General features: G+C 52.1%; 33 protein-coding genes, 1 tRNA gene and 1 pseudogene. 8 read left to right on the top strand and 27 right to left on the bottom strand.

Annotated features, from left to right (window positions below; genetic code table 11):
- Positions 1 to 290 precede the first annotated feature (290 nt).
- The 23 genes from JCM12296_RS07280 to kdsA form a co-directional block, all read right to left on the bottom strand.
- On the bottom strand, positions 291 to 998 hold the full coding sequence (locus tag JCM12296_RS07280) for a class I SAM-dependent methyltransferase (RefSeq protein ID WP_054691302.1): 708 nt from the start codon (positions 996 to 998) through the stop codon (positions 291 to 293).
- 189 nt (positions 999 to 1,187) lie between these two features.
- The gene (locus tag JCM12296_RS43735) at positions 1,188 to 1,829 is read right to left on the bottom strand and encodes a GtrA family protein (RefSeq protein WP_246804052.1); all 642 of its coding nucleotides are present in this window, start codon (positions 1,827 to 1,829) and stop codon (positions 1,188 to 1,190) included.
- A gap of 41 nt (positions 1,830 to 1,870) precedes the next feature.
- Positions 1,871 to 2,227 carry a glycosyltransferase family 2 protein gene (locus JCM12296_RS43730; RefSeq protein WP_422698606.1) on the bottom strand — a complete coding sequence of 119 codons (357 nt, stop codon included), beginning with the start codon at positions 2,225 to 2,227 and terminating at the stop codon, positions 1,871 to 1,873.
- A gap of 194 nt (positions 2,228 to 2,421) precedes the next feature.
- Complete coding sequence (locus tag JCM12296_RS50260) at positions 2,422 to 2,571, bottom strand: NAD-dependent epimerase/dehydratase family protein (RefSeq protein WP_157067434.1); 150 nt, start codon at positions 2,569 to 2,571, stop codon at positions 2,422 to 2,424.
- 10 nt (positions 2,572 to 2,581) lie between these two features.
- The gene (locus tag JCM12296_RS07270; protein ID WP_054691301.1) at positions 2,582 to 3,904 is read right to left on the bottom strand and encodes a glycosyltransferase family 39 protein; all 1,323 of its coding nucleotides are present in this window, start codon (positions 3,902 to 3,904) and stop codon (positions 2,582 to 2,584) included.
- A 191-nt stretch (positions 3,905 to 4,095) separates the two neighbouring features.
- The gene (locus JCM12296_RS37940) at positions 4,096 to 4,431 is read right to left on the bottom strand and encodes a hypothetical protein (protein WP_157067433.1); all 336 of its coding nucleotides are present in this window, start codon (positions 4,429 to 4,431) and stop codon (positions 4,096 to 4,098) included.
- Between the two features lie 93 nt (positions 4,432 to 4,524).
- Complete coding sequence (locus JCM12296_RS37935; RefSeq protein ID WP_157067432.1) at positions 4,525 to 5,805, bottom strand: hypothetical protein; 1,281 nt, start codon at positions 5,803 to 5,805, stop codon at positions 4,525 to 4,527.
- A 664-nt stretch (positions 5,806 to 6,469) separates the two neighbouring features.
- Positions 6,470 to 6,556: transfer RNA gene (locus JCM12296_RS07255), tRNA-Leu, on the bottom strand.
- 20 nt (positions 6,557 to 6,576) lie between these two features.
- A complete protein-coding gene (gene secG / locus JCM12296_RS07250; RefSeq protein ID WP_054691298.1) occupies positions 6,577 to 6,903 on the bottom strand; it encodes a preprotein translocase subunit SecG in 327 nt (108 codons plus the stop codon).
- The gene (tpiA, locus tag JCM12296_RS07245) at positions 6,888 to 7,691 is read right to left on the bottom strand and encodes a triose-phosphate isomerase (RefSeq protein ID WP_054691297.1); all 804 of its coding nucleotides are present in this window, start codon (positions 7,689 to 7,691) and stop codon (positions 6,888 to 6,890) included. Before tpiA ends, secG begins: the two co-directional genes overlap by 16 nt.
- A gap of 20 nt (positions 7,692 to 7,711) precedes the next feature.
- On the bottom strand, positions 7,712 to 8,716 hold the full coding sequence (gene gap, locus JCM12296_RS07240) for a type I glyceraldehyde-3-phosphate dehydrogenase (protein ID WP_054691296.1): 1,005 nt from the start codon (positions 8,714 to 8,716) through the stop codon (positions 7,712 to 7,714).
- 108 nt (positions 8,717 to 8,824) lie between these two features.
- Positions 8,825 to 9,238 carry a PTS sugar transporter subunit IIA gene (locus JCM12296_RS07235; protein ID WP_054691295.1) on the bottom strand — a complete coding sequence of 138 codons (414 nt, stop codon included), beginning with the start codon at positions 9,236 to 9,238 and terminating at the stop codon, positions 8,825 to 8,827.
- 52 nt (positions 9,239 to 9,290) lie between these two features.
- On the bottom strand, positions 9,291 to 9,680 hold the full coding sequence (locus JCM12296_RS47180; protein ID WP_281491949.1) for a RapZ C-terminal domain-containing protein: 390 nt from the start codon (positions 9,678 to 9,680) through the stop codon (positions 9,291 to 9,293).
- Positions 9,572 to 10,165: an RNase adapter RapZ gene (locus JCM12296_RS07230; protein WP_281491948.1), complete on the bottom strand. Its 594-nt coding sequence runs from the start codon at positions 10,163 to 10,165 to the stop codon at positions 9,572 to 9,574. Before JCM12296_RS07230 ends, JCM12296_RS47180 begins: the two co-directional genes overlap by 109 nt.
- A 60-nt stretch (positions 10,166 to 10,225) precedes the next feature.
- Positions 10,226 to 10,726 (bottom strand): PTS sugar transporter subunit IIA, encoded by a 501-nt coding sequence (locus JCM12296_RS07225; RefSeq protein ID WP_246804050.1) that lies wholly within the window; start codon positions 10,724 to 10,726, stop codon positions 10,226 to 10,228.
- An 87-nt stretch (positions 10,727 to 10,813) separates the two neighbouring features.
- Positions 10,814 to 11,347 carry a ribosome hibernation-promoting factor, HPF/YfiA family gene (gene hpf, locus JCM12296_RS07220; RefSeq protein ID WP_054691294.1) on the bottom strand — a complete coding sequence of 178 codons (534 nt, stop codon included), beginning with the start codon at positions 11,345 to 11,347 and terminating at the stop codon, positions 10,814 to 10,816.
- Positions 11,348 to 11,471: 124 nt separating this feature from the next.
- Positions 11,472 to 12,908, bottom strand: coding sequence for an RNA polymerase factor sigma-54 (rpoN, locus tag JCM12296_RS07215; protein ID WP_054691293.1), 1,437 nt, complete (start codon positions 12,906 to 12,908; stop codon positions 11,472 to 11,474).
- Between the two features lies 1 nt (position 12,909).
- Complete coding sequence (locus JCM12296_RS51320) at positions 12,910 to 13,161, bottom strand: hypothetical protein (protein ID WP_340147744.1); 252 nt, start codon at positions 13,159 to 13,161, stop codon at positions 12,910 to 12,912.
- The gene (locus JCM12296_RS07210) at positions 13,122 to 13,631 is read right to left on the bottom strand and encodes an LPS export ABC transporter ATP-binding protein (RefSeq protein ID WP_340147743.1); all 510 of its coding nucleotides are present in this window, start codon (positions 13,629 to 13,631) and stop codon (positions 13,122 to 13,124) included. Before JCM12296_RS07210 ends, JCM12296_RS51320 begins: the two co-directional genes overlap by 40 nt.
- 32 nt (positions 13,632 to 13,663) lie before the next feature.
- Positions 13,664 to 14,227 carry a lipopolysaccharide transport periplasmic protein LptA gene (lptA, locus tag JCM12296_RS07205; protein WP_054691292.1) on the bottom strand — a complete coding sequence of 188 codons (564 nt, stop codon included), beginning with the start codon at positions 14,225 to 14,227 and terminating at the stop codon, positions 13,664 to 13,666.
- Positions 14,208 to 14,777, bottom strand: coding sequence for an LPS export ABC transporter periplasmic protein LptC (lptC, locus tag JCM12296_RS07200; RefSeq protein WP_054691291.1), 570 nt, complete (start codon positions 14,775 to 14,777; stop codon positions 14,208 to 14,210). The genes lptA and lptC overlap by 20 nt, the downstream gene beginning before the upstream one ends.
- On the bottom strand, positions 14,774 to 15,298 hold the full coding sequence (locus JCM12296_RS07195; protein WP_054691290.1) for a KdsC family phosphatase: 525 nt from the start codon (positions 15,296 to 15,298) through the stop codon (positions 14,774 to 14,776). The genes lptC and JCM12296_RS07195 overlap by 4 nt, the downstream gene beginning before the upstream one ends.
- Positions 15,299 to 15,346: 48 nt before the next feature.
- Entirely contained in the window at positions 15,347 to 16,096 is a 750-nt protein-coding gene (gene kdsA, locus JCM12296_RS07190) for a 3-deoxy-8-phosphooctulonate synthase (RefSeq protein WP_340147742.1), read from the bottom strand.
- Between the two features lie 279 nt (positions 16,097 to 16,375).
- Between kdsA and JCM12296_RS07185 the strand changes: the two genes are divergently transcribed.
- The 8 genes and pseudogenes from JCM12296_RS07185 to JCM12296_RS48940 all read left to right on the top strand — a co-directional run bounded on the left by JCM12296_RS07185 (position 16,376) and on the right by JCM12296_RS48940 (position 23,313).
- The gene (locus JCM12296_RS07185; RefSeq protein ID WP_157067431.1) at positions 16,376 to 16,843 is read left to right on the top strand and encodes a hypothetical protein; all 468 of its coding nucleotides are present in this window, start codon (positions 16,376 to 16,378) and stop codon (positions 16,841 to 16,843) included.
- Entirely contained in the window at positions 16,795 to 17,550 is a 756-nt protein-coding gene (locus JCM12296_RS07180) for a hypothetical protein (RefSeq protein ID WP_157067430.1), read from the top strand. Before JCM12296_RS07185 ends, JCM12296_RS07180 begins: the two co-directional genes overlap by 49 nt.
- Complete coding sequence (locus tag JCM12296_RS07175) at positions 17,502 to 17,750, top strand: M23 family metallopeptidase (protein WP_172683796.1); 249 nt, start codon at positions 17,502 to 17,504, stop codon at positions 17,748 to 17,750. The genes JCM12296_RS07180 and JCM12296_RS07175 overlap by 49 nt, the downstream gene beginning before the upstream one ends.
- Before the next feature lie 17 nt (positions 17,751 to 17,767).
- The gene (locus tag JCM12296_RS07170) at positions 17,768 to 18,940 is read left to right on the top strand and encodes a homocysteine biosynthesis protein (protein ID WP_054691286.1); all 1,173 of its coding nucleotides are present in this window, start codon (positions 17,768 to 17,770) and stop codon (positions 18,938 to 18,940) included.
- A gap of 43 nt (positions 18,941 to 18,983) precedes the next feature.
- On the top strand, positions 18,984 to 19,556 hold the full coding sequence (gene thpR, locus JCM12296_RS07165) for an RNA 2',3'-cyclic phosphodiesterase (RefSeq protein WP_054691285.1): 573 nt from the start codon (positions 18,984 to 18,986) through the stop codon (positions 19,554 to 19,556).
- Positions 19,557 to 19,603: 47 nt separating this feature from the next.
- Positions 19,604 to 20,648: pseudogene (gene recA / locus JCM12296_RS07160) on the top strand (recombinase RecA).
- A gap of 38 nt (positions 20,649 to 20,686) precedes the next feature.
- Positions 20,687 to 22,654, top strand: coding sequence for an alanine--tRNA ligase (gene alaS / locus JCM12296_RS07155; RefSeq protein ID WP_306303981.1), 1,968 nt, complete (start codon positions 20,687 to 20,689; stop codon positions 22,652 to 22,654).
- Entirely contained in the window at positions 22,597 to 23,313 is a 717-nt protein-coding gene (locus JCM12296_RS48940) for a DHHA1 domain-containing protein (RefSeq protein ID WP_306303980.1), read from the top strand. The genes alaS and JCM12296_RS48940 overlap by 58 nt, the downstream gene beginning before the upstream one ends.
- 115 nt (positions 23,314 to 23,428) lie before the next feature.
- Here JCM12296_RS48940 and JCM12296_RS07150 read toward each other — a convergent pair whose 3' ends face one another.
- The 4 genes from JCM12296_RS07150 to JCM12296_RS07135 form a co-directional block, all read right to left on the bottom strand.
- A complete protein-coding gene (locus JCM12296_RS07150; RefSeq protein ID WP_054691284.1) occupies positions 23,429 to 23,887 on the bottom strand; it encodes a chemotaxis protein CheX in 459 nt (152 codons plus the stop codon).
- A gap of 174 nt (positions 23,888 to 24,061) precedes the next feature.
- Positions 24,062 to 24,889, bottom strand: a complete 828-nt coding sequence (dapB, locus tag JCM12296_RS07145) for a dihydrodipicolinate reductase (protein WP_054691283.1) — start codon at positions 24,887 to 24,889, stop codon at positions 24,062 to 24,064.
- 64 nt (positions 24,890 to 24,953) lie between these two features.
- Positions 24,954 to 25,280 (bottom strand): hypothetical protein, encoded by a 327-nt coding sequence (locus tag JCM12296_RS07140; RefSeq protein WP_054691282.1) that lies wholly within the window; start codon positions 25,278 to 25,280, stop codon positions 24,954 to 24,956.
- Entirely contained in the window at positions 25,265 to 26,074 is an 810-nt protein-coding gene (locus JCM12296_RS07135) for a phosphotransferase (protein ID WP_054691281.1), read from the bottom strand. Before JCM12296_RS07135 ends, JCM12296_RS07140 begins: the two co-directional genes overlap by 16 nt.
- Between the last annotated feature and the right edge of the window lie 16 nt (positions 26,075 to 26,090).

Genomic DNA, 26,090 nt, shown 5'->3' with positions numbered 1-26,090 from the left:
TTTACATCGAGATTCGCAATACAATCAATGCACTGGACAATCGTTTAGATCTTTGATACATCCATAATGCAACCCAATGCCCTTAAGATCAGGAGATGTTTATGGATGTGTCCAAATACAAATTCGATGATGACGAAATCCAAAGGCTGCATGAACACAGGGACAAGCAACCGGATGTCAGGCTAAGAGTAAGGTCCATCGCTATGTGCTGATGCTGGCCGAAGGCATCGTTGTGTTGATAAGTCGGTTATAATCAGCTTTTTTCAATGAAAACTTATTGGTAAAGTCTATCATTTCTGAATAATAAGAAGAATATTTTTCCCAATTGGAGGGGCTATGGATTTTTCAAAAATACGGGTAATTGGTATGATATATTTATCATAATAATTAACCTTTTTGCTGTTAACTGTATGTTTTAAAAGGACAAAAAAAAAGAACCACGGAATGATGCCTGCTAAATCGAAGTATCTGGCTTTTATTGGTTTGAAACCGATTTTTTCAGACAGACTGATCAAATCTTTTTTCAAGTATCTCCTGAAGTGACCGACTTGTCTGTCAAAATTGCTGAACAAAAACGGCACGGCAGGAACAAAAATCAATGCGTGGCCACCGGGTTTCAATACTTCATGAATCTGCGAAAGCTCCTTCTCATCATTCTCAATATGTTCTAATACATTGACATATATTACAGCGTCTAAGGCGCAAGTAAATTGTTGGTGTTGACCATTGAGTGTATTATGGATGGTGTATACTTTGCTGTCGTGCAAAAAACGCCTGAAAAGCAAAGGGTACATGTTATCCGAAGGTTCGAATGCGGTTAATCGTTCTGCATACTCCCTCAGTAATGCCGATATATTGCCACTACCAGCACCCACTTCGGCAACATGACCTCGGATATAAGGCTTGAATTCATCGATGATCCAATGATGATAATTCTCTGCCGAACCCATGGCTTCCAAGTCTCTACCAAAATATTGCCGATAGGGTTTACTGATCATACGTTTGCCTTTGTTTGTTTGAGAATATTTTGTGGATCATCAAAGCCTTTATCAATCATTTTGCAATGGGTATCGAATGGAATGACAGGTATCCTTATATTAAGAGAGGATCGTGTTTGCTTCCTTCCAATAACGAATACTTCAAAAATTTTATACCATCGCAAATCAAATGGTTATGCGGTGCGACGATCATACATCCTGAGGACGCCATGGCCCACTGCGTTTTTCCGGAAACACTAAAAATCTTCGGCCCAAAAAGTTCAGCACGAAGGCGGCGGCAATTGACGTCATTTTGGATATGCTTGGTGGTAACCCCATGACTATCAGTTTTTGGGTCGTATACAAATCGAACCAACCGATGCAAATGGCTACCAGCGCATAAGTCAACCATTCCAGTGGGGCGCTCCATTTTGCCTGGTGTTTGAACAAGATCAGAATGCACAACAGATAATTGAAGACTGAAGCGATGACGAATGCGACCAGAATTGATGTCGATGCACCGAAGCCGGAATGAAACAAGACCAGAAATGACAACAGATTCACGATGGCCGCCGATGCACCGATGAACAGGTAGATCAGGAGTTGCATCGGTATCGGTGCTTTGTGGGCATTGTACTTGAGAATGCAGTACAATGCCCGGAGACCATCTTTAACACCGATCTTCTTGCCTTCCGCGTAGGTTCGGCCGGCATATGTAATACCCATTTCAAAGATGCGCACGCGCATCTGGGCGACTTTGGCAATTATTTCTGGCTCGAAGCCGAAACGGTTCTCTTTCAAATCCACGGATTGGATAATCTGGCGTCTAAACACTTTGTAGCAGGTTTCCATGTCTGTTAGGTTAAGGTCCGTGAACATATTCGACATCAATGTCAGGAAACGATTACCGACTGAATGCCAGAAATACAACACCCTGTGGGCGCCGGACGATAGAACCGGGAGCCGATGACCATATCCGCCTGATCATTGATCAATGGAACCAACAGATTTTTTATTTCCATGGGGTCATACTCAAGATCGGCGTCCTGCACGGCAACAAAATCTCCCGTCGCTTGTTTGAAGCCTGTTCTTAGCGCAGCGCCTTTGCCTTTGTTCACGTCGTGGGTCAGAACGACGATTTCCTGGTACTGTTTTTCAAGACCCTTGGCGATGGGAAGGCTTTCGTCCCAGGAGGCATCATCAACGATGATAATTTCCACGGATAGCCACGCTTCCCTTATATTCAGCACCCGATAAACACACGACGCGAGCGTGGCCGCTTCATTGAAACAGGGGATGATCAACGATAGTTTGACCGGTTCGGAGTTAGAGGCATTCACGTCAAAAACACTCCTGTTTTTTTAGATCAGAACGGGGAACTTGTCATCAGAAACGGTACACGGATCGTTTTCCCCGTGGGGATTAGATAACACCATCAAAATAATCAATGCTTTTTGCCAGCCCCCCTTTTTACCCCAGTATAAAGGTTGTCGGCGCACAGAACGTCTTTGCCCTCACGAATCAATTTGTGGCAGAGGTGTGAGCCGATAAATCTCGCGCCTCCAGTTACCACAGCCCTTTTTTGATCGATCATCGAAGCTCCTTTATCGTAAGTCGAGCATTACGCATCCGAGCCAATTTTTTTTCATCATGGTTGCTGCCAGGGAAATGCCCAACCAGGCGAGCACATAGGTAAACGGGCGAATCGGAATCGAGTAGCGTGGAAATGGCGCTGCAGCGATGTGGACCAGAATGAAATAGAAATAAGTCAGGGATATTAGCCGCCCGGCAAAGCGTTGTCGGACTGTCATGGTAAACATGCGATCGGGAAGCCACGCAAAAACCATTCCCGCCATGCTCAAAAACACCACGATGGGATGAATGACACGCATCAGGCTGTAAATGCGCATAAACAGCCATGATGATTCATAGGGCGAATGGCTTACTGGATAAATGAATGTGCCGATGCCCTGAATCATTTCCCAGCGGAACAAGTACGATGGCTTGGAGAGGTACCAGACTAAATGTGTCAGCGGCTGTGTGTAAAATCGATGGGCAATCGTCACCAGCACACTGGATAATGAGCTTGAAATTTCCTGGCTATGCGGATCAAAACGATAGGGGAAGCCGAAGGTGCTGGCCTGCCCATTGTACATGAAGTGAGGATACATGCCATGATGAAGCGTGTTGATGGTAATTGCTGGATCTGAGAGATATCCGAGGGACACCAGGTTGCGAAACAGCCATGTCGAAAATATGCATAGAAATGATGCGGCAATGAATAATATGCTGATCTTCTTACATTCCGGGCTTTCGCGGCCCAATAGAACAAATCCGATGAAGAAAAGAAAATAGTATTGAATCGTCGGTTTGATCAAGGTCGCAACCGCCAGTAGTATGCCTGAGGCGATCCATAAATACCGGTTCTCATATCGCCCGGACAATATCAATGCGCCGATGGTCAGCACGAGTACAAAGGTAAAAAGCGTTTCGGTCAACAGGTAAATATTGAGATTGATGAGATGCGGACTGATTGCGGTAAGCGCTGCGGCGATCGCAGCGCCGAGGACACTTAGCAGGGTGCGACCGAGCACATAGACGACGGCGATGGTGATGGCGCTTAGGATTGCCTGAAAATAAAAAACATTGACGGCAAACTGATCCAAATTTTTCGAACCGGTGAAGAGGAAAAGGAAGAGCGGGTAGCCAGGTGTGCGTAGCGCGTCGGGAGAAGGGGCGATATGTTGTTTATCGATCAGTCCGTTGAAATCGAGTGAATAGACTCTGTGTTTGCTGAGATTATAGGCATAAGCGGTATATTGACGGGCATCCGCCCGAAAAGGGGTGTCGATCTGTATCTCGGATACCATTGCCAGACGAAGATAGAAGCCTACCAGAAGGATGGCGACGACGACTATATATTCCATTTGTATGTTTATGCCATCGACTGATTGCGTTGAACGGTGATTTTGGCGGAATCGCATTCTTTCTCCAATATGGCAAGGCCATGCAAAACAGGCCAATGTGAGCATCAATTTGTTTTGCGGAGCCCCATGCCGTCGAACGATATAGGGGCCAAATATTGTGCATCCCGTGCATCGGCTTCAGGAGCGATGCCTTACCCGTTTGGCGAGCAGATTAATAAAGAATAAGCATATTGTATACCAATATACACACTGGATTGTTTATTAACAGCTCGGTTGAAAATTGAAAAGGGTTCCGGAAGATGTATTTTCCCTGAACCCTTATTTTTAGCTGGTGCCGAGGGTGGGACTTGAACCCGCATGTGTGTGATTAAGTTATTGAAACCATAATATGCAAAAATCGCCTGACCAACATCTGGCCACCGGCCTGGCTTTTTAAATTCCTTTAAAGGGTCTTTATTCACCATATGAATAGCAAGATTCATTTGCCATTCGACTTCATGCTTTTTGTCAGTGTCAATATTTGCCACACTACATTTCCCGGACCTTTGAATATATCTGGATAGAGTCATTCCGATGCGCCTGGATATAGCGCCGAGCAGCCTGCTCGCTGAAATACTTACTTAATAATTAGGTCCATATTTAACCACCATCCAAGTAGATTGGAGCATTATAAGAATGCCGGTGGAGTATAAAAGTTGTTGCCGTCCCACTTCATTCAGTTTCGTTTCAAGATGTGAAGTCCACAACCCGATGATTACGATGCCCATCACCGCTGGTGGTATAGCCAGTCGGCCAACGCAGTAGCCAACCATAGAGAAAAATATTAGAAATATAATAGCAATAACAGTAGAACAGACAAAGATATTATTTTTTAAAACTTCTTTAAGTAATGAATGATATGGCCAAGAAAACCATGTTAATAGCAGAATTACAGGAACTATCGGAATCATGTGAAGTAGTGCTGATAAAATGAAAAATTTTAGGTTACTTATCAGTGAACTCGCTAACCATAGCCAACCTTTGTCAAATACGTCCAGCATCCACACAATTTGATTCCAACGAGATACTTCAGATGAATAAAATTCACCAGTAGTCAAGGTAACAATCCCCCACCAGATTATGTTGGGGGCTATTAATATAGCGGACAGGATTAACAGTTCAAACAATGCTATGATAGCGCTGGTGTCTTTGGTACTGATATAGCGGTAGAGCCTAGCCAACAAAATTGCTGCACCGACTACAATACTGCTACCGTAAACTAGGACACCCAAACCCGATAATAAAGCATAATAAACATATGTTTGACGCGAAATATTTGTAATACGAAGTTTAAGTAAAGCGTAAAGAGCTAACAAGGGCAGCAATAGATTAAGCATCTGAGTATGTGGAGAAAAAAAGAATGCCTTGGTAATGTCGTTAGCAATTAAAAAAGTACCTATAACTAAAGAGGTAGGAGCACTATTGATATTATTCGGGTGGACCACTATCTTAAAATATAACCAATAAGCCCAAATTAGAACTAATAGGTTAATTAAAATATATGCAATATAAGTATGTAACAATTTGTTAAATAACTTGGACGCTCTAGGCAATGGTCTAAAGACAACTACCTCTAATAGCTTACTTAAAGGATGCGCGATAAGAGGTAATAGTGGGCGAGATTGTATTACTGAATTATGTGCAAAAACTGTTCGCGTGTCAGCAGCACCAATCATATAGAAGTATGAGTCGCAATTCAAGCTAACACCAAAATACGAAGAAAATTGTATGTTTTCTAACCATAAGTGATCTTGATCGATGCTTTGCTGCGATACCCGTGGACCAACCGCAAGACCGCAAAGATAAATGAGCGATCCTAAAATTACTAATATTATTAGGATAGAGGGGCGAATAGGTTCCATAAAATGTATAACATATTGAATTGATATTAATAACGTGGTAGTTTATAGGTCCCCAAACGCTCACTTCGGGGGGTGACATTCATGCGGCGCCCTATCAGCATCAAACATGGAATGGAAAAGCTGCCAGCCATAGCGAGTTGATCAATATCGTCGCCTGAGTTTACTACCCGCTACGAAGTAGCAATGTTTTCAAAGAGAGAACCACTTACAAGCATTTGCTTGGTGGTCGGTTATGCCCATAATCTGGGAAAAAGAACATCTGCCGGTCATATTTTTGAGAATGGTGAGAATTTTTTCCCAAAAATCCTGGTAGGTGAGGCGATCACCACACCAAGCCTTACAGCAAAATTTAGGCCACTGATTTAGGTATTAATGATATTCGGCTGGCGTTGTCCGGTGAAAAAATGCACCGCTTATCTGGGAATCACACTGCAAATGTTTGACAGTACAACCGGAGTCAATGCAGATGATCTGAAAGACGCCATGGTCAACACCATGCGTTACCTGGATGAAAATGTTGACCAAAGCCGAATTTTGATACAGAGAATTTTTCCAAAACATCGGTATCCCGCATAAATCCGGCGTTTCGACCCACTAATCTCCGCAAAACCGCATAAAAAAAGGGTTTACAGATCCGATTCTCTGTAAACCCTTTATGTTTCTATGGTGCCGAGGGCGGGACTTGAACCCGCACGACCGTTGGCCACTACCCCCTCAAGATAGCGTGTCTACCAGATTCCACCACCTCGGCAAAAGTTGTAACCGTTGAACTTATTTTGTTGCTGCACCATTGCCTGCGGCTGCGTTATCCGTTTGCGCCGGTTGTTCAATGGGCGCTGGCGTATCGGATACAACCGATTTGGTCACCTTCCCGCCGGAAAGATAAGCCAAGGTCAGGGAGGTAATCATGAATACAATAGCGGCTACGGTTGTTGCCTTGCTTAGGAAGGTTGAGGCTCCCGAGCTGCCAAAAAGCGTTTGGCTGCTACCCCCTCCGAAAGCAGCCCCCATATCGGCCCCCTTGCCAGTCTGCAAGAGAACAATCATGATGAGGGCAACGCAAACAATTACATGTATGATAATCAAAACGATTGACATGGGTTATCGTCTTTAAAGTTCGAACAATTAGTTATCAAAAAAACCAGTTTACTGAACGTTTCGGGGTCCAGGCTGGCGCCACCGACCAGTGCGCCGTCAACATCGGGCATTTCCATCAGCGCCTTGACGTTATCCGGTTTTACACTACCGCCGTAAAGGATGCGGACCGCGCTGGCGAAAGCTTTCCCAAAAAGGTTTTCAAGCAGGCCGCGAATAAACTGATGTGCTTCCTGGGCCTGCTCACGGGACGCTGTTTTCCCCGTACCAATGGCCCATACTGGCTCGTAGGCGACCACCAAATTGGCTTGGCCATCAAAAGTAAAACCATTTAGACCATCTCGAACCTGTTTGTCAAGTACTGAAAATGTATTTCCGGATTCACGCTCGGATTCCGACTCTCCAATGCAAAAAAACGGTATCAAGTGAGAATTCAGGGCCGCTTTGATTTTTTTGTTGACGGTTTCATCGGTTTCGCCAAAATATTGACGCCGTTCGGAATGACCGATGATGACATGGCTGCAGCCTGCATCGGTCAGCATCTCCGCTGAAATCTCACCCGTATAGGCGCCCTGGTGTTCCCAGTGCAGGTTTTGCCCTCCCACCGCGATGTTGCTACCTTTGAGGATTTGGGCGACTTGAAAAAGCGCCGTAAACGTGGGGGCAACCATGACCTCCACATTCTGGGCGGAAGCGATGCGAGATTTCAGTTCATGGGCGGCCTCAACGGCCTGTGAACCGGTTTTATGCATCTTCCAGTTGCCGGCAATCAACGGCATTCGACGGTTCATGGATAAATCCCCCTGTCGGTCTACAGTTGCTTTCCAATCATGGCGGCAAGTTCAACCATGCGGTTCGAATACCCCGTTTCATTATCATACCAGGATAGGACTTTCACCATATTGCCGACCACATAGGTGGTTTGTGCATCGACAATCGAAGAGAGCGGACAGCCATTGAAATCAGAGGAAACCAATGGCAAATCACAATAGCCCAAGATGCCTTTAAGGGCACCTTCGGAGGCTTCCCTTAATGCTTCATTCACATCGGTCTTGGTGACACCGGATTTTTCCAGATTGACGACCACATCGACAATGGAAACATTCGGTGTGGGTACGCGGATGGCCAGCCCGTTGAGTTTCCCTTCGAGTTCGGGGAGCACCAACGCCACGGCCTTGGCAGCCCCCGTGGTGGTCGGGATCATGGAGAGGGCTGCGGCTCGGGCACGACGCAGATCCTTATGCGGAAAATCAAGCAGTCGCTGATCACCGGTATAGGAGTGGATGGTGGTCATCAATCCGTTTTGAATGCCGAAATTCTCCAGCAGCACCTTCGCCACCGGTGATAGACAGTTGGTTGTACAGGATGCATTGGAAATAATATGGTGCTGCTTGGGATCATACTTGTTTGCATTGACGCCCATGACGATGGTGGCATCCGGATTCTGGGCCGGAGCGGAGATAATCACCTTACGGGCACCGGCGGTGAGATGCTTGGCAGCATTCTCACGATCCCGGAAAAGCCCGGTGCATTCACAGGCAATGTCCACACCGTAATCCTTCCAGGCAAGTTTTTCCGGATCCTTGATTGCCGTGTAGGCGATCGATCGTCCATCGACTTCGATGGCGCCATCCTTGGCTTTGATGTCCATATCCAAGCGGGCATGCACGGAATCGTATTTCAATAAGTGCGCCATGGTCGCTGCGTCGGTCAAATCATTGATGGCAACGACTTCAACATCCGGGTGATTCATGGCCGCGCGGAAAACCACTCGACCGATTCTGCCAAAACCGTTGATTCCAATCTTTATCGTCATTCTGTCCTCCTTTATGATTGAGGCCGCAAGCTGTGTTTGATTGCGGAGTCGAAATCAATTTTTTAGGGCCACGCCAGTGGCCGGGTAGGGGAATCCATTAATGAGCGACTATGCCCTTTTATTGCCTTTCAAGATACTGCTAGCCAGGGAAATGCTCTTTTTGCCAAACGCCTCAAGGGCCACTGCCAGTTCGGAGAGGGATTGATTCTTGCGAGCACTTGCAGCCCGGATGAGAATCGGAAGGTTGACTCCGGAAATGACTTCGATCCGCCCTTCTTCAAGGAACGAATAGCTTAAATTCGAAGGTGTCCCACCAAACATATCCGTCAGGATCAGAACCCCGTCATCACTTTTTAGCTTTTTTATGCTGTCGGCAATCTTATTGCGCAACTTATCCGCATTTTCGTTAAGGTCAACGGAGACAGCCGCCATGGCTTGCGGTCTTTCACCGAGGATGAAGTCAACGGCTTCCAGCAATGCATCGCCAAGCCGGCAATGCGTAACAACTAAAACGCCAATCATATCTAACCGTCTTTCATGGTATTGAGGAAATTACGGAACCGGAAAGACATCTTCACGTTGAAAGGGATTTATCGATGTCACGATGGGTCAGTTCCGCCTTGCGACCCGATGCCAATAGATGATCGTAAATTTGCCGCGCGATTACAACAGAACGATGACGTCCCCCCGTACAGCCAATGGCAATGGTCAGGTATGCTTTGCCTTCATTTTCGTACTGGGGAATCAAAATATCAAGCAGGTCGATATATCTTTGTAAAAATAAACCGGTGTTGGCATTATTCAAGACAAAAGATCGAATTTTTTCATCCTCGCCACTCAGCGGCCGCAAGGCCTCTACGAAATAAGGATTTTCGAGAAAGCGGACATCCATAACCAAATCCGCATGTGCCGGCAGACCAAATTTGAACCCAAAAGAGAGCACCTGGCTTGCATTACAGCGCATGCCGAATCCTGGTTGGCGATTTTACGGACAATCGCCTTGAGTTCATGAACATTCAGGGTGGATGTGTCAATAATTTGATCGGCCTTCTCCCGTATGGGCGCCAGAATCGCTTTTTCCGCCTGAATGGCCTCCTGGATGCTTTTGCCGATGGAGAGCGGATGCTTACGACGGGTTTGGTTGAATCGTCGGATCAACACATTCTCGTCGGCTTCAAGAAAAAGAATCCGGAACTTCATTCCCTTGCGCTTCAATGTGTCAAGAACAGCGGCACAGTCACGCACAAAACTGTCATCCCTGACGTCCATTCCGAACGTCAACCCATTAAAGATATCGGTTTTATCGATAGGAAGATTAAGAAATTGCGGCAAAAAAACAACCGGCATATTGTCTATGCAGTAGTGCCCGGAATCCTCGAATGCCGCCAGGGCCGTACTTTTGCCCGATCCTGCGCGACCGGTAACGATAGTGAAGTAAGTATTGTCCACGCAACACGCCTCGGACACCTTAGACGGACTTTCCAAATAGTCGCTTACACTTTCACGAGGTTAGAAGTCATCATCGTCCTCGCTAATGATCGCAATCACTTCATCAGCGTCATGAACATTCATTAACCGCTGTTTGAGCGATTCTTTCTTTAACATTCGAGATACTCGGGCCAGCAGCTTTAAATGCAGATCCGTCGCATGTTCGGGCGTAATTAAAAGAAAAAACAGATGCGTTGGACGGCCATCGATGGATTCGAAATCAACTCCCCTGCGACTCAGACCAAAACCCAGAATAAGACGGTCCAGTTTCTTCAGCTTGCCATGGGGGATGCCGATACCATCCCCGATGCCGGTGCTTCCAAGGCGTTCCCGCTCCATCAGCACGCGTACCATCTCATTTGGATCGATACCGGTAATTCGGGCCGTCGGCACAACCAATTCATTCAAGATCCCGATCTTGTCCTGGGCCTTCAAATCGACGAGAATCGTTGCCTTGTCAAGCACATCCAATATTTTCATTACCGTATCTTCCGAACGGGCATTGCCTGCCATGTTGATCATTGGCTGCCAAACCGACCGACAGCATCTTTCATGAAATTGAACTGCTGGGCGCAGTGGGCACATTCACCCGTTTTACGGATCCCTTAATCATGGCCGGGGTTGAATGAGGCCATAATTGCCGTCCTTTTGGCGGTAAAGGACATTGACCATGTCTGTGCGCGCGTTGGTAAACACGAGGAAATTGTCTGAAATCAGGTCCATCTGCATGATCGCCTCATCCACGTCCATGGGTTTGTATTCAATGGGGTGGACGTCGACGCGGGGCGGTGTGGATGGCTCACCAACACCTTCATGGGTACCCTGGTTCCCCGTAGGCTCGACTTTCGTTTTGGTGCGATGCGCACGGTTTTTTTGTTTATTCCGCTTGATCTGCACTTCCAGTTTATCGAGTACCATATCGATGGCAGCGTACATCTCCTCCGTCTCTTCCTTGCCATGAATGGTCAATCGATCACCGCTGATGTTGATTTCGGCACTGTGACGAAATTTCTCGATGGACAAAACGACGTTGGCTTCGCCGGGGCCGTTGAAATACTTGTCCAGGCGGCTCAATTTGTCGCTAACGTAGTTTTTCAGGGCCTCCGAGGACTCAAGGTTTTTAAATCTTACCGAAGTATTCACTGGGTTTGCTTCCTTGATGCAATTTCAAGTCGACGATGACGCGTAACGGTCATGGATGCCATCGCCCTGATCGACAACACCGTGCCTATCAGGTGCGCCTGACGGCCGCGCGTTTGACAAGCCATTAAAACTGCTTTCGTTTGCTGGAGGATAAGATACCCATCATCTCACGGTATTTGGCTACGGTTCGGCGCGCGATATCGATGTTGTCGGCTTTGAGCATTTCAGCCATTTTGCTGTCGCTGTAGGGTCTTTTCGGGTCTTCTGCTTCGATCAGTTTTTTAATCTTGGCCTGAACACTGGCGGAGGCGATGTCCTCACCGTGCACCCGCTTGATGGAACTGTTGAAGAAATACTTCAATTCAAAGATGCCTTGGGGGGTATGGGCGTATTTGTTGGTGGTCACCCGACTGATGGTCGATTCATGCATGCTGATGTCCTCGGCCACATCCCTAAGGACCATGGGTTTCAGGTGGGCCACGCCCTTTTCAAAAAAGTCACGCTGGAATTTGAGGATGCTTTCCATGACTTTGTAGATGGTTTTCTGACGTTGGTGAATACTCCGGATCAGCCATGCAGCGGAACGCATTTTGTCCCGGATGTAGTCCTTGGCGTTGGCACTAACCTCGTTATTGCGGGTGATGGCCCGCTTATAAAAAGGATTCACGCGCAGTTTGGGCATGCCATCATCATTAAGCACGATAACAAAGTCGCCCTCGCTTTTGTAGACGTAGATATCCGGTACAATATAATGGGGTGTTTCTTCGCTGAACTGCCGGCCGGGTTTGGGCTCCAGGGCGCGGATGACATTAACCGCCGCGATGACATCCTTCATCTTGACCTTCAAGGCTTTGCAGATCGCCTTGAAGTTTTTATTTTCCAGATTTTTCAGGTGGCCGGAAATAATATCGGTGACCAGCGAATCCCCCAAGTTGAGAAGGCGGGCCTGCAATAAGAGACATTCCCTCAAGTCTCTGGCGCAAACACCGACCGGGTCGAAGGATTGCATGGTCTCAAGGACATCTTCGACCATTTCGACGGAGATGCCACTTTGCTCACAGAGTTCTTCAATGGATAACTGCAGATATCCGTCGCGATTAAGATTGCCGATGATCAGGCTGCCCACTTGTTTCTCGATATCGGTGGGCGAGAGCATCAACAACTGCCATAACAGGTGGTCGCTGAGGGATTCCTTGGAGGATACAAAGGCTTCGTACTGGGGAGATTCCCGGTTTTCCGATTCGAAATTGACCTTGCCGGGGGCGTTATACTCGTCGATGTAATTGCTCCAGTCGATCTCATCATTGATTTTTTCATCAATGGTGACTTCGCGGGCCTCTTCAACGACAGGAGCGACAGGCTCTTCGGACTCGCCTTCCTTGGCACGCTCCGCTGCGGTTTCCTGAACCTCCTCCAAAGTGGGATTTTCTTCCAGCTCTTGTCGAATGGTGTCCACCAACTCAAGCCTGGACAGCTGCAAGAGCTTGATCGCCATCTGGAGCTGGGGCGTCATGATGAGCTGCTGGGTCAGTTTGAGCTGTTGTCTGAGTTCGATTGCCATCTTACAGTCTGAATTCGTCTCCCAAGTAAATCCGTCGGGCGATGGTACTCGCAGCAATGTGTGCTGGGGAACCGGTTTCAATCACTTTGCCATCGCTAAGGATGTAGGCCGTATCACAAACGCCTAGCGTCTCGCGCACATTGTGATCGGAAATCAAAATACCGATGCGACGCTTCTTTAAGTGCACGATGATTTTTTTTATATCCATCACCGCTAGTGGATCAATGCCGGCAAAGGGCTCATCCAGAAGCATGAACGCCGGCTCCGTCGCCAGTGCCCGCGAGATTTCCAAACGCGTCGCTCGCCTCCTGAAAGGACCCCCGCCTTGGAGTCGGCCACATGGGTGATCCCCAATTCTTCCAGCAGACTATCGGTGCGTTCCCCGCGTTGCCGGCGTGAGAGGGGCAGGGTTTCCAAGATGGCCAGGATGTTTTGACGGACGGTCAACTTCCTGAATATCGATGCTTCCTGGGGAAGATAGCCCATGCCCTGACGGGCACGGACATGCATCGGAAAATCCGTGATATCCATCTCATCGAGAAACGTCCGCCCCGCATCCGGCCGCACCAGCCCAACGGTCATATAAAAAGTCGTTGTTTTGCCGGCACCGTTAGGCCCCAAAAGCCCGATGACCTGACCGCTCTCCACAGCCAAACTGACCTGATCCACCACTTTGCGGCCCCGGTAGACTTTGACGAGGTCTTGTACAGCCAATGTAGCCATCAACGATTATCCACAGCGCACAGGGTTACGGCTCACTCGAGACCCGAATCTTCCGGCAGAATGGTTGCCTTGACCTGGCCGCCGGGTCTGCTTTCGACGGTGAACCTGCCATCGGTCCGATAGTAGGTGATGGTCTCTCCGCTAATGGTGTTGTCGCCGCTGGTGACCGTCGCGCCAGGGCCGGTCAGGATCAGGACGCGTTTAGCTGTTATATATACTGCCTTCCGGGCAACAGCAAGCCTATTGTCGAATTTAATTTTGACGTTTCCCGAGGCTACCAGTTTCTCCATGGATTGGGCTGGAGACGAATTATCGGCACCTGATGATTTGGCGAAAAAAATCTTCAGACTGTCCGCCGTGATGTGGGTCTCTCCTTGGGTTGCGTGAACGTTTCCGATGAATTCTGCCTGGTTATGGGCGGGGTCGGAAACGAGTTGCTCAGAGGTGATGTGAATTTTGGGGGCAGGCGTGCCGGTGGCCGGCGTCGTCGTTTTTTCAGCCCCCAGGGCTGCTGGGTAAACCGCGACAACGATCAGCATGCCCAGGGCGACCGCTGCGAACAGATGGCCGGGTCTGTTAGAATTGAAGATTTTCACTGATCACTCCCTCCACGTTGCCATCAAAATGGGTCATCCGGGTGTCGATATGCATGACCATGCGATCCGCCCGCAGGGTCAACGATTTTCCCGAGAGCGTTATCGGTGTGTCGGCGCTGAGTTGCCGGGTATCGGGGTCGTAGCGCAACGCTTCCGTTTCGAATTGATATTGCTTGTTCCTTGCCAATACATGCCCGGAAACGGCCATCCGGTTGGAATCGGTTGAAATCGTTCCCTGATCGGCGGTGAGGAACACATCGTCTCCGTCATTCATGAAAAATTCCACATCCGGTTTGACCAGTTGCATGATTTTCTCTTGTTCCTGAACGGTCGCGGATTGCGCTTCCATACGCCACTCACGGATACCGTTTTTACTGGCGGTTTGGCGGATCTTGGCCAGATGCATGTCGGCACTTTTCTGGATCAGATCCAGCATTACCTCGGGATTGCGCGTGGCACGGCGATAGCCGATAAAAATGGCGACGATAGCGATCAGGGCAAAGATGATCACCGCCAGCAAAAGCCGCTGAAACAGGCGGCGCGATATCATGAAAAACGCCTTTGCAGCAACGACTCCCATTCTCCCCGGGCCACCAGGATCCGTTCGGCGATTTCGCGGATGGCGCCGCACCCTCCGGCCAATTGGGTTGTCCAGGCCGCCGTTTGTTTGACCAGGGCATGGGCATCGCCTACGGCAATGGGCAACCCGACGCGTCGCAAGATCGGCAGATCGGGCAGGTCGTCGCCCACAAAGGCCGTATTCTCCGCGGCAACGCCGGTTTCGTTAAGGATTTCGATCAACGCTTTTGACTTGTCACGGACCCCGTCCTTGATCAGATCGATACCCAGATTGCGGCAGCGATGAATCAACGCCATGGAGCGCCTTCCGGTGACAATCCCGACCTTGACGCCGACGTCCATCAGCATGCGGATGCCCACTCCGTCACGCACGTTGAAAATCTTGGTTTCCTGGCCAGCATCGTCATAGATGACCTGACCCGTGGTCAGGACACCATCGACATCCATTAAAAACAGAGCAATTTGCCGGAGACGGGTATCGGTATCATTCATCGGAATCTTTTCAGGTGGTGATCGCTTTTTTAATGGCGATCAGTTGGGTCAAAAGGGATGGCAGTTGATCGAGGGGCAACGCGTTGGGCCCGTCGCACAATGCCTTGTCCGGATCTTCATGGACCTCCAGGAAAATCCCATCGCGCCCGCGGCGACAGCGGCGCGGGCCAGAACCGGTGCAAACTCACGCTGTCCGCCGGAGCGGGTCCCGGCACCACCGGGTAGTTGGACACTATGGGTGGCGTCAAAAATGACCGGGCAGCCGGTACGCTGCATGATTTGAATCCCCCGAAAGTCAACGACCAGGTTGTTATAGCCGAACATCACACCCCGTTCGGTGATCATCGGCGCGACACTGCTAACAGAGCGGATTTTATCTATGATATTGGCAATGTCCCAGGGTGCCAGAAATTGTCCTTTCTTGATATTGACCGGCTTGCCCGTTCTTGCCACGGCCAGAATCAGGTCGGTCTGGCGACACAGAAATGCCGGAATCTGGATCACATCGAGCACCTCAGCGGCGGGTGCCACCTCGCTGATGCGATGCACGTCGGAGAGCAGGGGAAGCCCTACCGTTTCCTTGACCCGCGCCAGGATCCGTAGCCCATCGGTCAAGCCGGGGCCGCGGAACGAGGTAATGGCCGTGCGGTTGGCCTTGTCATAGGATGCCTTGAAGGTGAGGGGGATGCCCAGCGGGTCGGTCATCGCCTTCAGCCGGTTGGCAATTCTCAATGTTACGGCCTCGTCTTCAATGACGCAGGGGCCGGCAATCAGAAAAAAAGGAGGGTGTGATTTCATTGTCAGTCGTTTCCCATCGGTCTGTAAAAAATTGTTTTCCTATGTATCCTCGGGCGGTTAAAAAGTCAAGCCGTGGGAAACTTACCCTTGATTAGCAACAGCTTAACTGGTAATGTCGACAGTTTAAAGGCAATGGCCCGATCCTGATTTCCGATTTCTTTCCGGTGGCATGCCATGCTTTTACGCCCATCGGTCATGCTGCCGAACGGCTTGTGCAACGGGCAGGTTTCATTTGCCTTTTATGCATGCAAAACAGAATTACCGAAAGGAAAATTGCTGTTGAACAGTCGAGGTAGTAGTTCGCTTAAACCGATTCTGGTGATTACGGCGGTATTGCTGATCAGCATTCCTGTCGTATGGCTGGCCATTATTCGCATGGAGGGAACGGCACCGGCAATCGAGCTTGGCCTGAAATCCCCCTTTGTCGGTGCTTCACGCAGCCTGACCGTGACGGTGAACGATGCGGGCAGCGGCATTCGCAAGGTCTGGATGGGGCTCTTGCTGGATGGCCGTGAAGTGGAAATCCTGCAGCGCAGTTTCCCCTCCGGCGGTTTTTTCGCCGGCGGCAAAGAGAAGTCGGCAAAAATCAAGGCAACCATCTCCCCCCAGGCACTTGGCCTTAAGGATGGAAAGGCGATCCTTCGTATCGTGGCCTGGGATTATTCCCTGCGGCGTTGGACCAAGGGCAACCGGGATATTTGGAAAAAGAGATTCAGATCGATTCCAAACCGCCATCCATCGAGATGATCAGTCGGGCCCACAACGTGAACCAGGGGGGCGCGGGGCTTGCCATTTATCGGCTTTCCGAAGATTGCCCGACCAGTGGCGTAACCGTTGGCGATCATTTCTACCCGGGCTACGGAGGTTCCTTTTCGGACCCCAAAATCCACCTGGCATTCTTTGCCCTGGATTACCAGCTGGGCCGAGGCACCCCTTTGACGGTCATGGCCGAGGATTTCGCCGGCAATCGGGCAACGGCCGGTATGGTGTATCACATCAACCCGCGTACGTTCAGAAAAGATGCGATCAATTTGTCGGATGCTTTTTTTAATGCCAAGATGCCCGATTTTGAGCGCTATTATCCCGAGCTGTCCGGCGGCAACCGTCTCGACCTGTTCCTCAAGGTCAATCAGGAGCTGCGACAAAAGGATAATGATGCCTTTTACCGCATCACCGCCCAATCGGAGCCCAAAATGCTTTGGGATGGCGGCCCTTTTATACGCCTTCCAAGATCGGCCAACCGGGCGCGTTTTGCCGATCACCGAACCTATTTCTACGAAGGTAAGGTGATTGATCGGCAAGTACATCTGGGAATCGACCTTGCTTCCACCATCCATTCACCCGTGCCGGCAGCCAACCGCGGCAAAGTCGTCTTTGCGCCGATGAAGGCATCTATGGCAATACGGTGGTTCTTGACCATGGATTCGGACTGTTCAGCCTGTATGGCCATTTGAGCGCCATCGATGTGACCGTGGGGACAGTGGTCGAGAAAGGACAGATTCTCGGCCGGACCGGTATGACCGGCATGGCCGGTGGGGATCACCTGCACTATGCCATGCTGATTCATCAGACCTTCGTCAATCCGGTGGAGTGGTGGGATGAAGCCTGGATCAAAAACAACATCAGCGCAAAGATCGCGGATGCGGAACATTGACAGGAGTGTATAGCGCAATGGGAACGTTCAAAGTTCAAAAGACCTACCAGCAGATCAACGATAAAATCAAATCCGGCGATGTTGTCGTGGTCACGGCCGAGGAGATGATCGACATCGTCAACACGAATGGCGCCGAGGAGGCCGCCCGACAGGTGGATGTGGTCACCACGGGTACCTTCGCGCCCATGTGCTCGTCGGGCGCCTTCATCAACTTCGGCCATTCCGTTCCGGGCATCAAGGCCTCCAAGGTGTGGATGAACAATGTGCCCGCCTATGGCGGGGTGGCTGCCGTGGATTGCTATATCGGTGCCACCGAGCCGTGTGAGGATGACCCGCTCAACAAGGTCTATCCCGGTGAATTCCGCTATGGCGGGGGGCATGTGATCCAGGATCTCGTGGCCGGTGAAGACGTCTATCTCAAAGCCACGGCCTATGGGACGGACTGCTATCCCCGGCGGGATTATGAAACCGTACTGAACATCAAGACACTGCCCCAGGCAACCCTGTGCAACCCGCGCAACGGCTACCAGAACTACAACTGCGCGATCAACCTGACCAACAAGACGATTTACACCTACATGGGGACCTTGAAGCCCAAGGCGGGAAATGCCAACTATTGTTCGGCCGGTCAGTTGAGTCCCTTGTTCAACGACCCGCTTTACCGAACCATCGGTTTGGGCACCCGCATCTTTCTGGGGGGCGGTATCGGGTATGTGACCTGGTACGGTACCCAGCACCGCCCCAATGTCAACCGCGCCGCCAATGGAACCCCCCTGACGCCTGCGGGTACCTTGTGGGTGATGGGTGACATGAAGCAGATGCGTCCGGAATGGTTGGTGGGCGTGGGCATTCAAGGCTATGGATGTTCGCTGGCGGTCGGCCTGGGCGTGCCGATTCCGATCCTGAACGAAGAGATGGCCCGTTTTACGGCCGTTTCCGACGATCAGATTTTTACCCAGATCGTGGATTATGGCGACGATTATCCCAAGGGAAAGACCAGCCAGATCGGGCAGGTCAGTTATGCTGAGCTCAAGAGCGGGAGCATCGTGGTCAATGGAAAATCGATTCCCACGACCCCTCTCTCCAGTGTGCTAAAGGCCCGCGAAATCGCCGAGACGCTAAAGGCATGGATCCATGGCGGATCGTTCCAACTGGGTGAACCGCAATTTACCCTGCCGGCACCGTCTTGACCCGCTTATAAAAGCGTGACCGCGAAAGGACCCATCGCCCCCGATGTCCCAAACACTGCGCGCCTTTATTGCCATCCCGCTTCCAGAGGCGGTAATCGCGTTTCTGCGGCAGATTCAGCAGCGTTTGCGGTCGACGTCCATGAACGTTCGCTGGGTCCGCCCCGAGAATATCCATCTTACCCTGAAATTCCTTGGCGAGATTGATCGATCGAAGGTGCCTGCGATTGCCGTCCAGCTGGATGAAAGTAGTGCCGCGACTGCCTCCTTCTCGCTATTCGCCCAAGGGTGCGGCGTCTTTCCCAACTTTCGCCGGGCGAGGGTGTTGTGGGTCGGGCTCAAGGGGGATCTGCAACCATTGGGTGGCCTGCAAACGATGGTGGACGCCGCGTTGGAAAAAATTGGCTACGAAAGGGAAAACCGTCCGTTTCGGGCCCATCTGACCATTGGTCGAGTCCGTCAACGCATTGATGCCGACAGCGTGCGTGTATCGATGGCGGCCTTGCAGAATATGACCTCGACGCCGTTTATCGTGGAACAGGTGCGTTTATATCAAAGCGTGCTGCGACCATCCGGCGCAAAATACACCGTGCTGCACACGGCGTCACTGCCAACGTGAGGGTGCCGGCAGCGCCATTCTACCGTTTATTGCCATGGGAGGACGATATGACCATTTCACCGGATAAAGCCAAGGCTGTGGATGCTGCCATGGGGCAGATCGAGCGCCAGTTCGGCAAGGGTGCGGTGATGAAGCTGGGTGCCCGACCGGTTGAAAATGTACCCGTTATTTCAACGGGTTCCATCGAGCTGGACCGCGCCTTGGGAATCGGTGGCTTGCCCCGCGGGCGGGTGATCGAGATTTTCGGGCCCGAGAGCTCGGGAAAAACCACCCTGGCCCTGCACGCGGTCGCCAATGCCCAGAAACAAGGGGGGATTGCGGGCATTTATCGACGCCGAGCATGCCCTCGACATCACTTATGCCCGCAAGCTGGGGGTCAACTGTGATGAATTGCTGGTCTCCCAGCCCGATACGGGCGAACAAGCACTGGAGATCGCCGACATGCTGGTGCGCAGCGGCGCCATTGACGTGATGGTGATCGACAGTGTGGCCGCTCTGGTTCCACGGGCCGAAATCGAAGGCGAGATGGGCGATGCCCACATGGGACTTCAGGCGCGGCTGATGTCCCAGGCGCTACGCAAGTTGACCGCCAATATCGGCAAAACCATGACGTCGGTGATCTTCATCAACCAGATCCGCATGAAGATCGGGGTGATGTTCGGCAACCCGGAAACCACCACCGGTGGCAACGCCTTGAAGTTCTATGCGTCATTGCGCCTGGACATTCGCCGTATCGGTGCCATCAAGGATGGCCAGGACGTGGTGGGCAACCGGACACGGGTCAAGGTCGTAAAAAATAAAATGGCGCCGCCGTTCAAGGAGGCCGAGTTCGACATCATGTATGGTGAGGGGATTTCCCGTTCCGGCGATCTTTTGGATGTGGGGGTCAACGTCGGCATTATCGAAAAAAGCGGTTCCTGGTACAGCTATAACGGCGAACGCATCGGCCAGGGCCGTGAAAACGTCAAACGATTCTTCATGGACAACGCCGATCTGTTTACCACCATCGACACGAAAGTGCGCGAAGCGGTTGGCTTGCTCACCCCCGTCGCGGAGGAAAAGGAACGTCCCGAAAAGAAGGACAAGAAGTAGACGCCCTGTAAGATGTACACAGGTTCCAGGAGATGGTTATGACCGGCAACGAGATTCGACAACGCTACCTCGATTTTTTTAAGAAACACAACCACCGGGTGGTGCGCAGTTCATCCCTGATTCCCCAGGATGACCCCACGCTGCTGTTTACCAATGCCGGCATGGTGCAATTCAAACGAACCTTTTTGGGGGAGGAAAAGCGCGACTATCTGCGGGCCGCGACTTCCCAGAAGTGCGTGCGTGCCGGCGGCAAGCACAATGACTTGGAGAACGTCGGTTATACGGCCCGGCACCACACCTTTTTCGAGATGCTGGGCAATTTCTCCTTTGGCGATTACTTCAAGGAGAAGGCCGTTGAATTTGCCTGGGACCTTTTGGTGAATGGCTACGGACTGCCGGCCGACAAGCTCTGGGCGTCGGTTTATTTGGATGACGACGAGGCCTGGGACCTGTGGACGAGGCATATTGGGATTCCCGAGTCCCGGATGATCCGCCTGGGTGAGGCGGACAACTTCTGGTCCATGGGAGACACCGGACCTTGCGGACCCTGCAGTGAAATTCACCTCGACCGCGGAGAAGCGTATGGCTGCGGACGACCGGATTGCGATGTGGCCTGCGATTGCGACCGCTTCCTGGAAATCTGGAACCTGGTGTTCATGCAGTTCAATCGGGATGCGGCCGGGACGATGACACCCCTTCCCAGGCCGAGTATCGACACCGGTCTGGGGCTCGAGCGTATGGCCTCGGTGATCCAGCAGGTGAACAACAACTTCGAGACCGACCTGATTTTTCCGATCATTCAACGTGCCGAACAATTGGCCGAAAGGGCCTACGGTGAAAACCCGTCCCATGATGTGGCCATGAAGGTGATCGCCGACCATAGCCGGGCGGCCGCTTTTCTCATCGGCGATGGCGTACTGCCGTCCAACGAGGGGCGAGGCTATGTGCTGCGCCGCATCATGCGCCGGGCCATCCGTTACGGACGCAACATCGGCCTGACCAAACCGTTTCTCCACGAGACCGCGCGGGTGGTCTTCGATATCATGGAACCGGCTTACCCGGAACTCAAGGGCGCCGCGGCGTTTATCACCAATGTGATCGAGAACGAGGAAATTCGTTTTTCCGAAACCCTGGATAACGGGCTGCGGGTGCTGGGTGACACGCTTGGCGAGATCCGGGCCAAAGGCGGTAAGCAGGTTCCCGGCGACCTGATCTTCAAACTCTACGATACCTTTGGATTCCCGGTGGACATCGTGCGCGACGTGGTCCGTGACGAGGGCCTGAGCCTGGATACGGAGGGGTTCGAGCACTGCATGGACGAGCAGCGTAAAAAATCCCGATCGAAAGTCGCCTTCAGCGGGGTTTCGGATGCCTATCGCCAGTTGAGCGCGTCGGGCGAAAAACCGGAGTTCGTCGGCTATGGAACGCTCGCCTGCGAGGCGCGGGTCGTGCTCCTGGTCAAGGATGGCCAGGCGGTGGATGCCGCCGATGCCGGTTCGCGCGTTGAAGTGGTCACCTCGGTAACCCCCTTTTACGGTGAAGCCGGCGGGCAGGTGGGCGACCAGGGCACCATTACGGCGCCGGGTGTCGAGATGGTCGTCGATGAGACAATCAAGGATCCCACCGGCATCATCATTCACAAGGGAGAACTCAAAAACGGCCGGCTAACCAGCGGGCAGACCGTGATGCTGAGCGTTGACGGCGAGCGACGGTCGGCCATTGCGCTCAACCACACGGCCACCCACATCCTGCATGCCGCCTTGCGGCAAGAATTGGGCGATCATGTCAAACAGGCCGGCTCACTGGTGGCGCCGGATCGATTGCGCTTCGATTTTACCCATTTCTCGCAGATTGAGCCGGAAGCTTGGAGCGCATTGAAACGGAGGTCAATACCCGCATCCGTCAGAACGTCCCCGTCGACATCGCCGAAATGGGCATGGAGGAAGCGGTGGCATCTGGTGCCACGGCCCTGTTCGAAGAGAAATACGGCGATCGGGTGCGGGTGATCAGCCTGGATACCTTCAGCCGCGAACTTTGTGGCGGCACCCACACCTCCCGGACCGGCAACATCGGTCTGTTCAAAATTATTTCCGAATCGAGCGTGGCCTCGGGGGTCCGCCGCATCGAGGCGTTGACGGGCAGCGCGGCCATAGGGCATGTGCAAAAGGCCAACCGTACGCTAAACGCCGTGGGCCACCTGGTCAAGGACAAGCCCGATGCCGTGGTCAAACGGGTCGAAGCCCTTCTTGCGGCCTTGAAGACCCTTGAAAAAGAGACCCACCAACTGAAGACCCAGTTGGCCGAGATTCAGGCCAAGGACAGCGGCGGGCAAGTTGAGACGATCAATGGGGTGCAGGCCATTATCCAGGCCGTGACCGTCGACCAGCCGGCGGCACTCAGGGAACTGGCCGATCGCTTCAAGGACCAGCTCGGTTCGGGTATCGTGGTGTTGGGGGCCGAGGCGGGTGGCAAGGCGCTGCTGATCGTGGTGGTTGCCAAGGATTTGACCGCTCGTTTTCATGCCGGCAAAATGATCAAGGCCATCGCCAGCGAGGTGGGCGGCGGCGGCGGTGGCCGGCCGGATATGGCTCAAGCCGGGGGAACGCAGCCACAGCACCTGCTCCAGGCCCTGGCCAAGGCCCGTGAGTTGATCCAGAAGGGATAAGCTTTTTTTACGAATACATCATTCCTGAAAAAATAACACCCGCTGCGGCTACTCGGCCGGGCGGGTGTTTTATTTCTTATGCTATCAGTCGACGAGGGGTGAGGACGAGCGTCCATCACCCGTTGTTTTTCAGGGCCACTTCGATGACCAGCTCCCCTTTGTCGGTAATACACGGAATGGAGATGATCGGCAGGCCGGACGGGTAGGAGACCTTGTGCTTGCCGATGACCACGCTGGGCACGCTGATGGAGGTTCCCGAAGAGGGAAAGTCGGTTTTGGCGTTGCCGGCGATCATGTTGGCGATTTCACCAATGGCGTCGGTACAGTCATCGTCCAGCTCGGTGACTTCATCTCCAATCAGGGCCGAAACCAGCTGGAGGGCGATAGCCTTGGAAAGGTTGATCACCACGCATCCGGACACGGTACCCGAGAGACCGATGATCCCACTGATTTCGTGTTCAGGCTCGTTGCCTTTTTTCAGACTGGGCTTTCCCAGTTTGAAGGGCACGTTGATCATCGTATTGAAAAGATTCTTGACCGCGTTAACGAACGGGTTGATGTACTTAACGTCCATGATTCCCCCATCAAGTGGTTGTTTGTCGCCGTCGAATGCCGCGTTTTATTTTTTTCTCCACGCATAACCGGCGGGTGATTCAATGGTATGCACAATTTCAGGGGTATCATCGGCAGCTTTTTCGCCAACTTAACCGTTGCGGCACAAAAAAAGAGCGTAAATTTAACAGACGGCCTACCCTTTGAGCACATCGATCATACTGAAAACCCGGCCGTTTTCGCCAGCGCGGCGTCGGCCCGCCAGGAAACAGATGGCGTCAAGGGTCCCTTCGGCGTAGATCTCGCGGCCGTTGACGTTATGTTGGAATTCAAAGGCCACCGTTCCGTCCGCTGATGTCAGATGGTAGGTGTGCCAGCCGTGGCCGGACAGATAGTCCTTGGGAATGCCCCACTGTTCATGCTGGATCGCCGGGTCGCGCTCCTTGACGATCTGTTCCATCGAAAAATCGACACCCATGCGCATAAAACTGTCGACCACCGCCTTGGCGGTGCCGCTGGTATCGGCCTTGCCGGCCTGGTGGCTTTCGCGCACCGAAAGACGGTACCCCTTGAAAAGGCCGGGGAAGGTGGCGGCGGCGTACTCCATCATGGCCTGAAAGCCAACGATCTGTTTGGCCATGTTGGGCGCGATAACGGCACAGATATCGGACATCTCGACTTGCTCAACCAGTTCCGCGCGGTCGCCGCCGGTGGTTCCCATGACAAATGGCAGGTGGTGCCGGCAATAGCGTTCGGCATTGGCATTGACCGCCGTGGGGTGGGTAAAGTCGACGCAGATGAAATCACCGTATTGCCGGCGAAGCGTTTGCAGCCGTTCGTCGCACCGGTCCGGGGGGATCAGTTCGACCAGCATGTCATGGATGGGGACCTGGGCGATGTCGATCTCCGGCCCGGTCAGGGAATACGGTAAGAGCGATATGCGGGGATCTTTGTTGGCATGCGTGGCAATGGTCGTGGCGACATTGCCGGGGAGCCCGTTAATGATGATCTTGATCGGTTCCAAAATGTTGTCTCCTTGTGTTGACCGTTTGGGGTTCTTCTTCGGGTTGCCGGTGCAAGGGGTCGCCTTATGACCTCAGGTCGGCGATTTGGCGGGCAATGGCATACACACCTGGCAGTTCGAGGTCTTCGATGCGTTTGAGATGTCTGCCCAGCATGTCGGCCGCCATGGGAATCCATGTCGCGAATGCCGGCTTGTTTTTGACCCGCGTTAAGTGGCCAAAGGCGCCCAGCATCTGCAGATTACGGGTGACCCTGCAGCAATGATAGCCGCGGATGAAACGGACAGGGTCACATCCCAGCGATTTCACCGCCAGGTCCGTTGCATACGCCAGCAACCGCTTCTGTAGCGCCGCATCGAGCCCCACGTAAGGGTCAATCAGCAGCGATGCCAAGTCGTACTGGATCGGCCCGCGGCGGCGCCCTGAAAGTCAATCAGAAAAGGCTGGTCATTGCGGAGCATGATGTTGCGGGATTGAAAATCCCGGTGAATCAAACCATCGATGGCGTTATCCATGGTGGCGCGGGCCAGGCGGGAGAATTCTCCTTCCAGATCGGTATAATCCACGCCCAGCCCCAGGTACCCGTTCAGGAAGGCCTCGACGAAATAGTGGCACTCCTTTTCGAGAATCAGCGCCGCGTCATACGCCGGGCTCTGGCAGGTCCAGGATGGATCGAACGCGCCCGCCGCCTTGCGCGTCAAATCCATCCAGATATCGATGACCGGGCGGTAGATGGCTTCGATGGCATCCCTGCCCGAGGCCTGGTTGACGGCCTGTTGCAGATGACGGTCGCCCAAATCCTCGAGAAAGACCAACCCACTGAAGGCGTCATGGGCATAGACCTGCGGCACCGGAAGGCCCGATAGAAAAAGGTGCCGACCGATATGGGTGAATGCATTCCATTCACTGCCCAATAGGGTGGGGGTGATGCCATGATCGGCCAGGATCAGTTGATGAAGACCGTCGCTCAGACGAAACCAGGCCCGGTCGGATCCATCACCGCAAAGGGGGTGGCAGTCAACAACGGATGGCCGCCGGCCACCGAAAACCGAATGAAAAACATCGGGCGCCATGGCATCCACGACCACCTGGCGATAGCGTTGCGGATGGCCCATATCCTGCCAGTAATGGTCTGTTACCACATGGGCGTTGATGGTGAAACCGGCATCGATCAGCTGCTGGTACACAGAAATGATGTCGCAA

The sequence above is a fragment of the Desulfosarcina cetonica JCM 12296 genome, assembly GCF_001311845.1.
Lineage (GTDB): Bacteria > Desulfobacterota > Desulfobacteria > Desulfobacterales > Desulfosarcinaceae > Desulfosarcina > Desulfosarcina cetonica.
The sequence above is the reverse complement of the archived record's forward strand: the minus strand, read 5'-3'. Positions and strand labels throughout refer to the sequence as shown.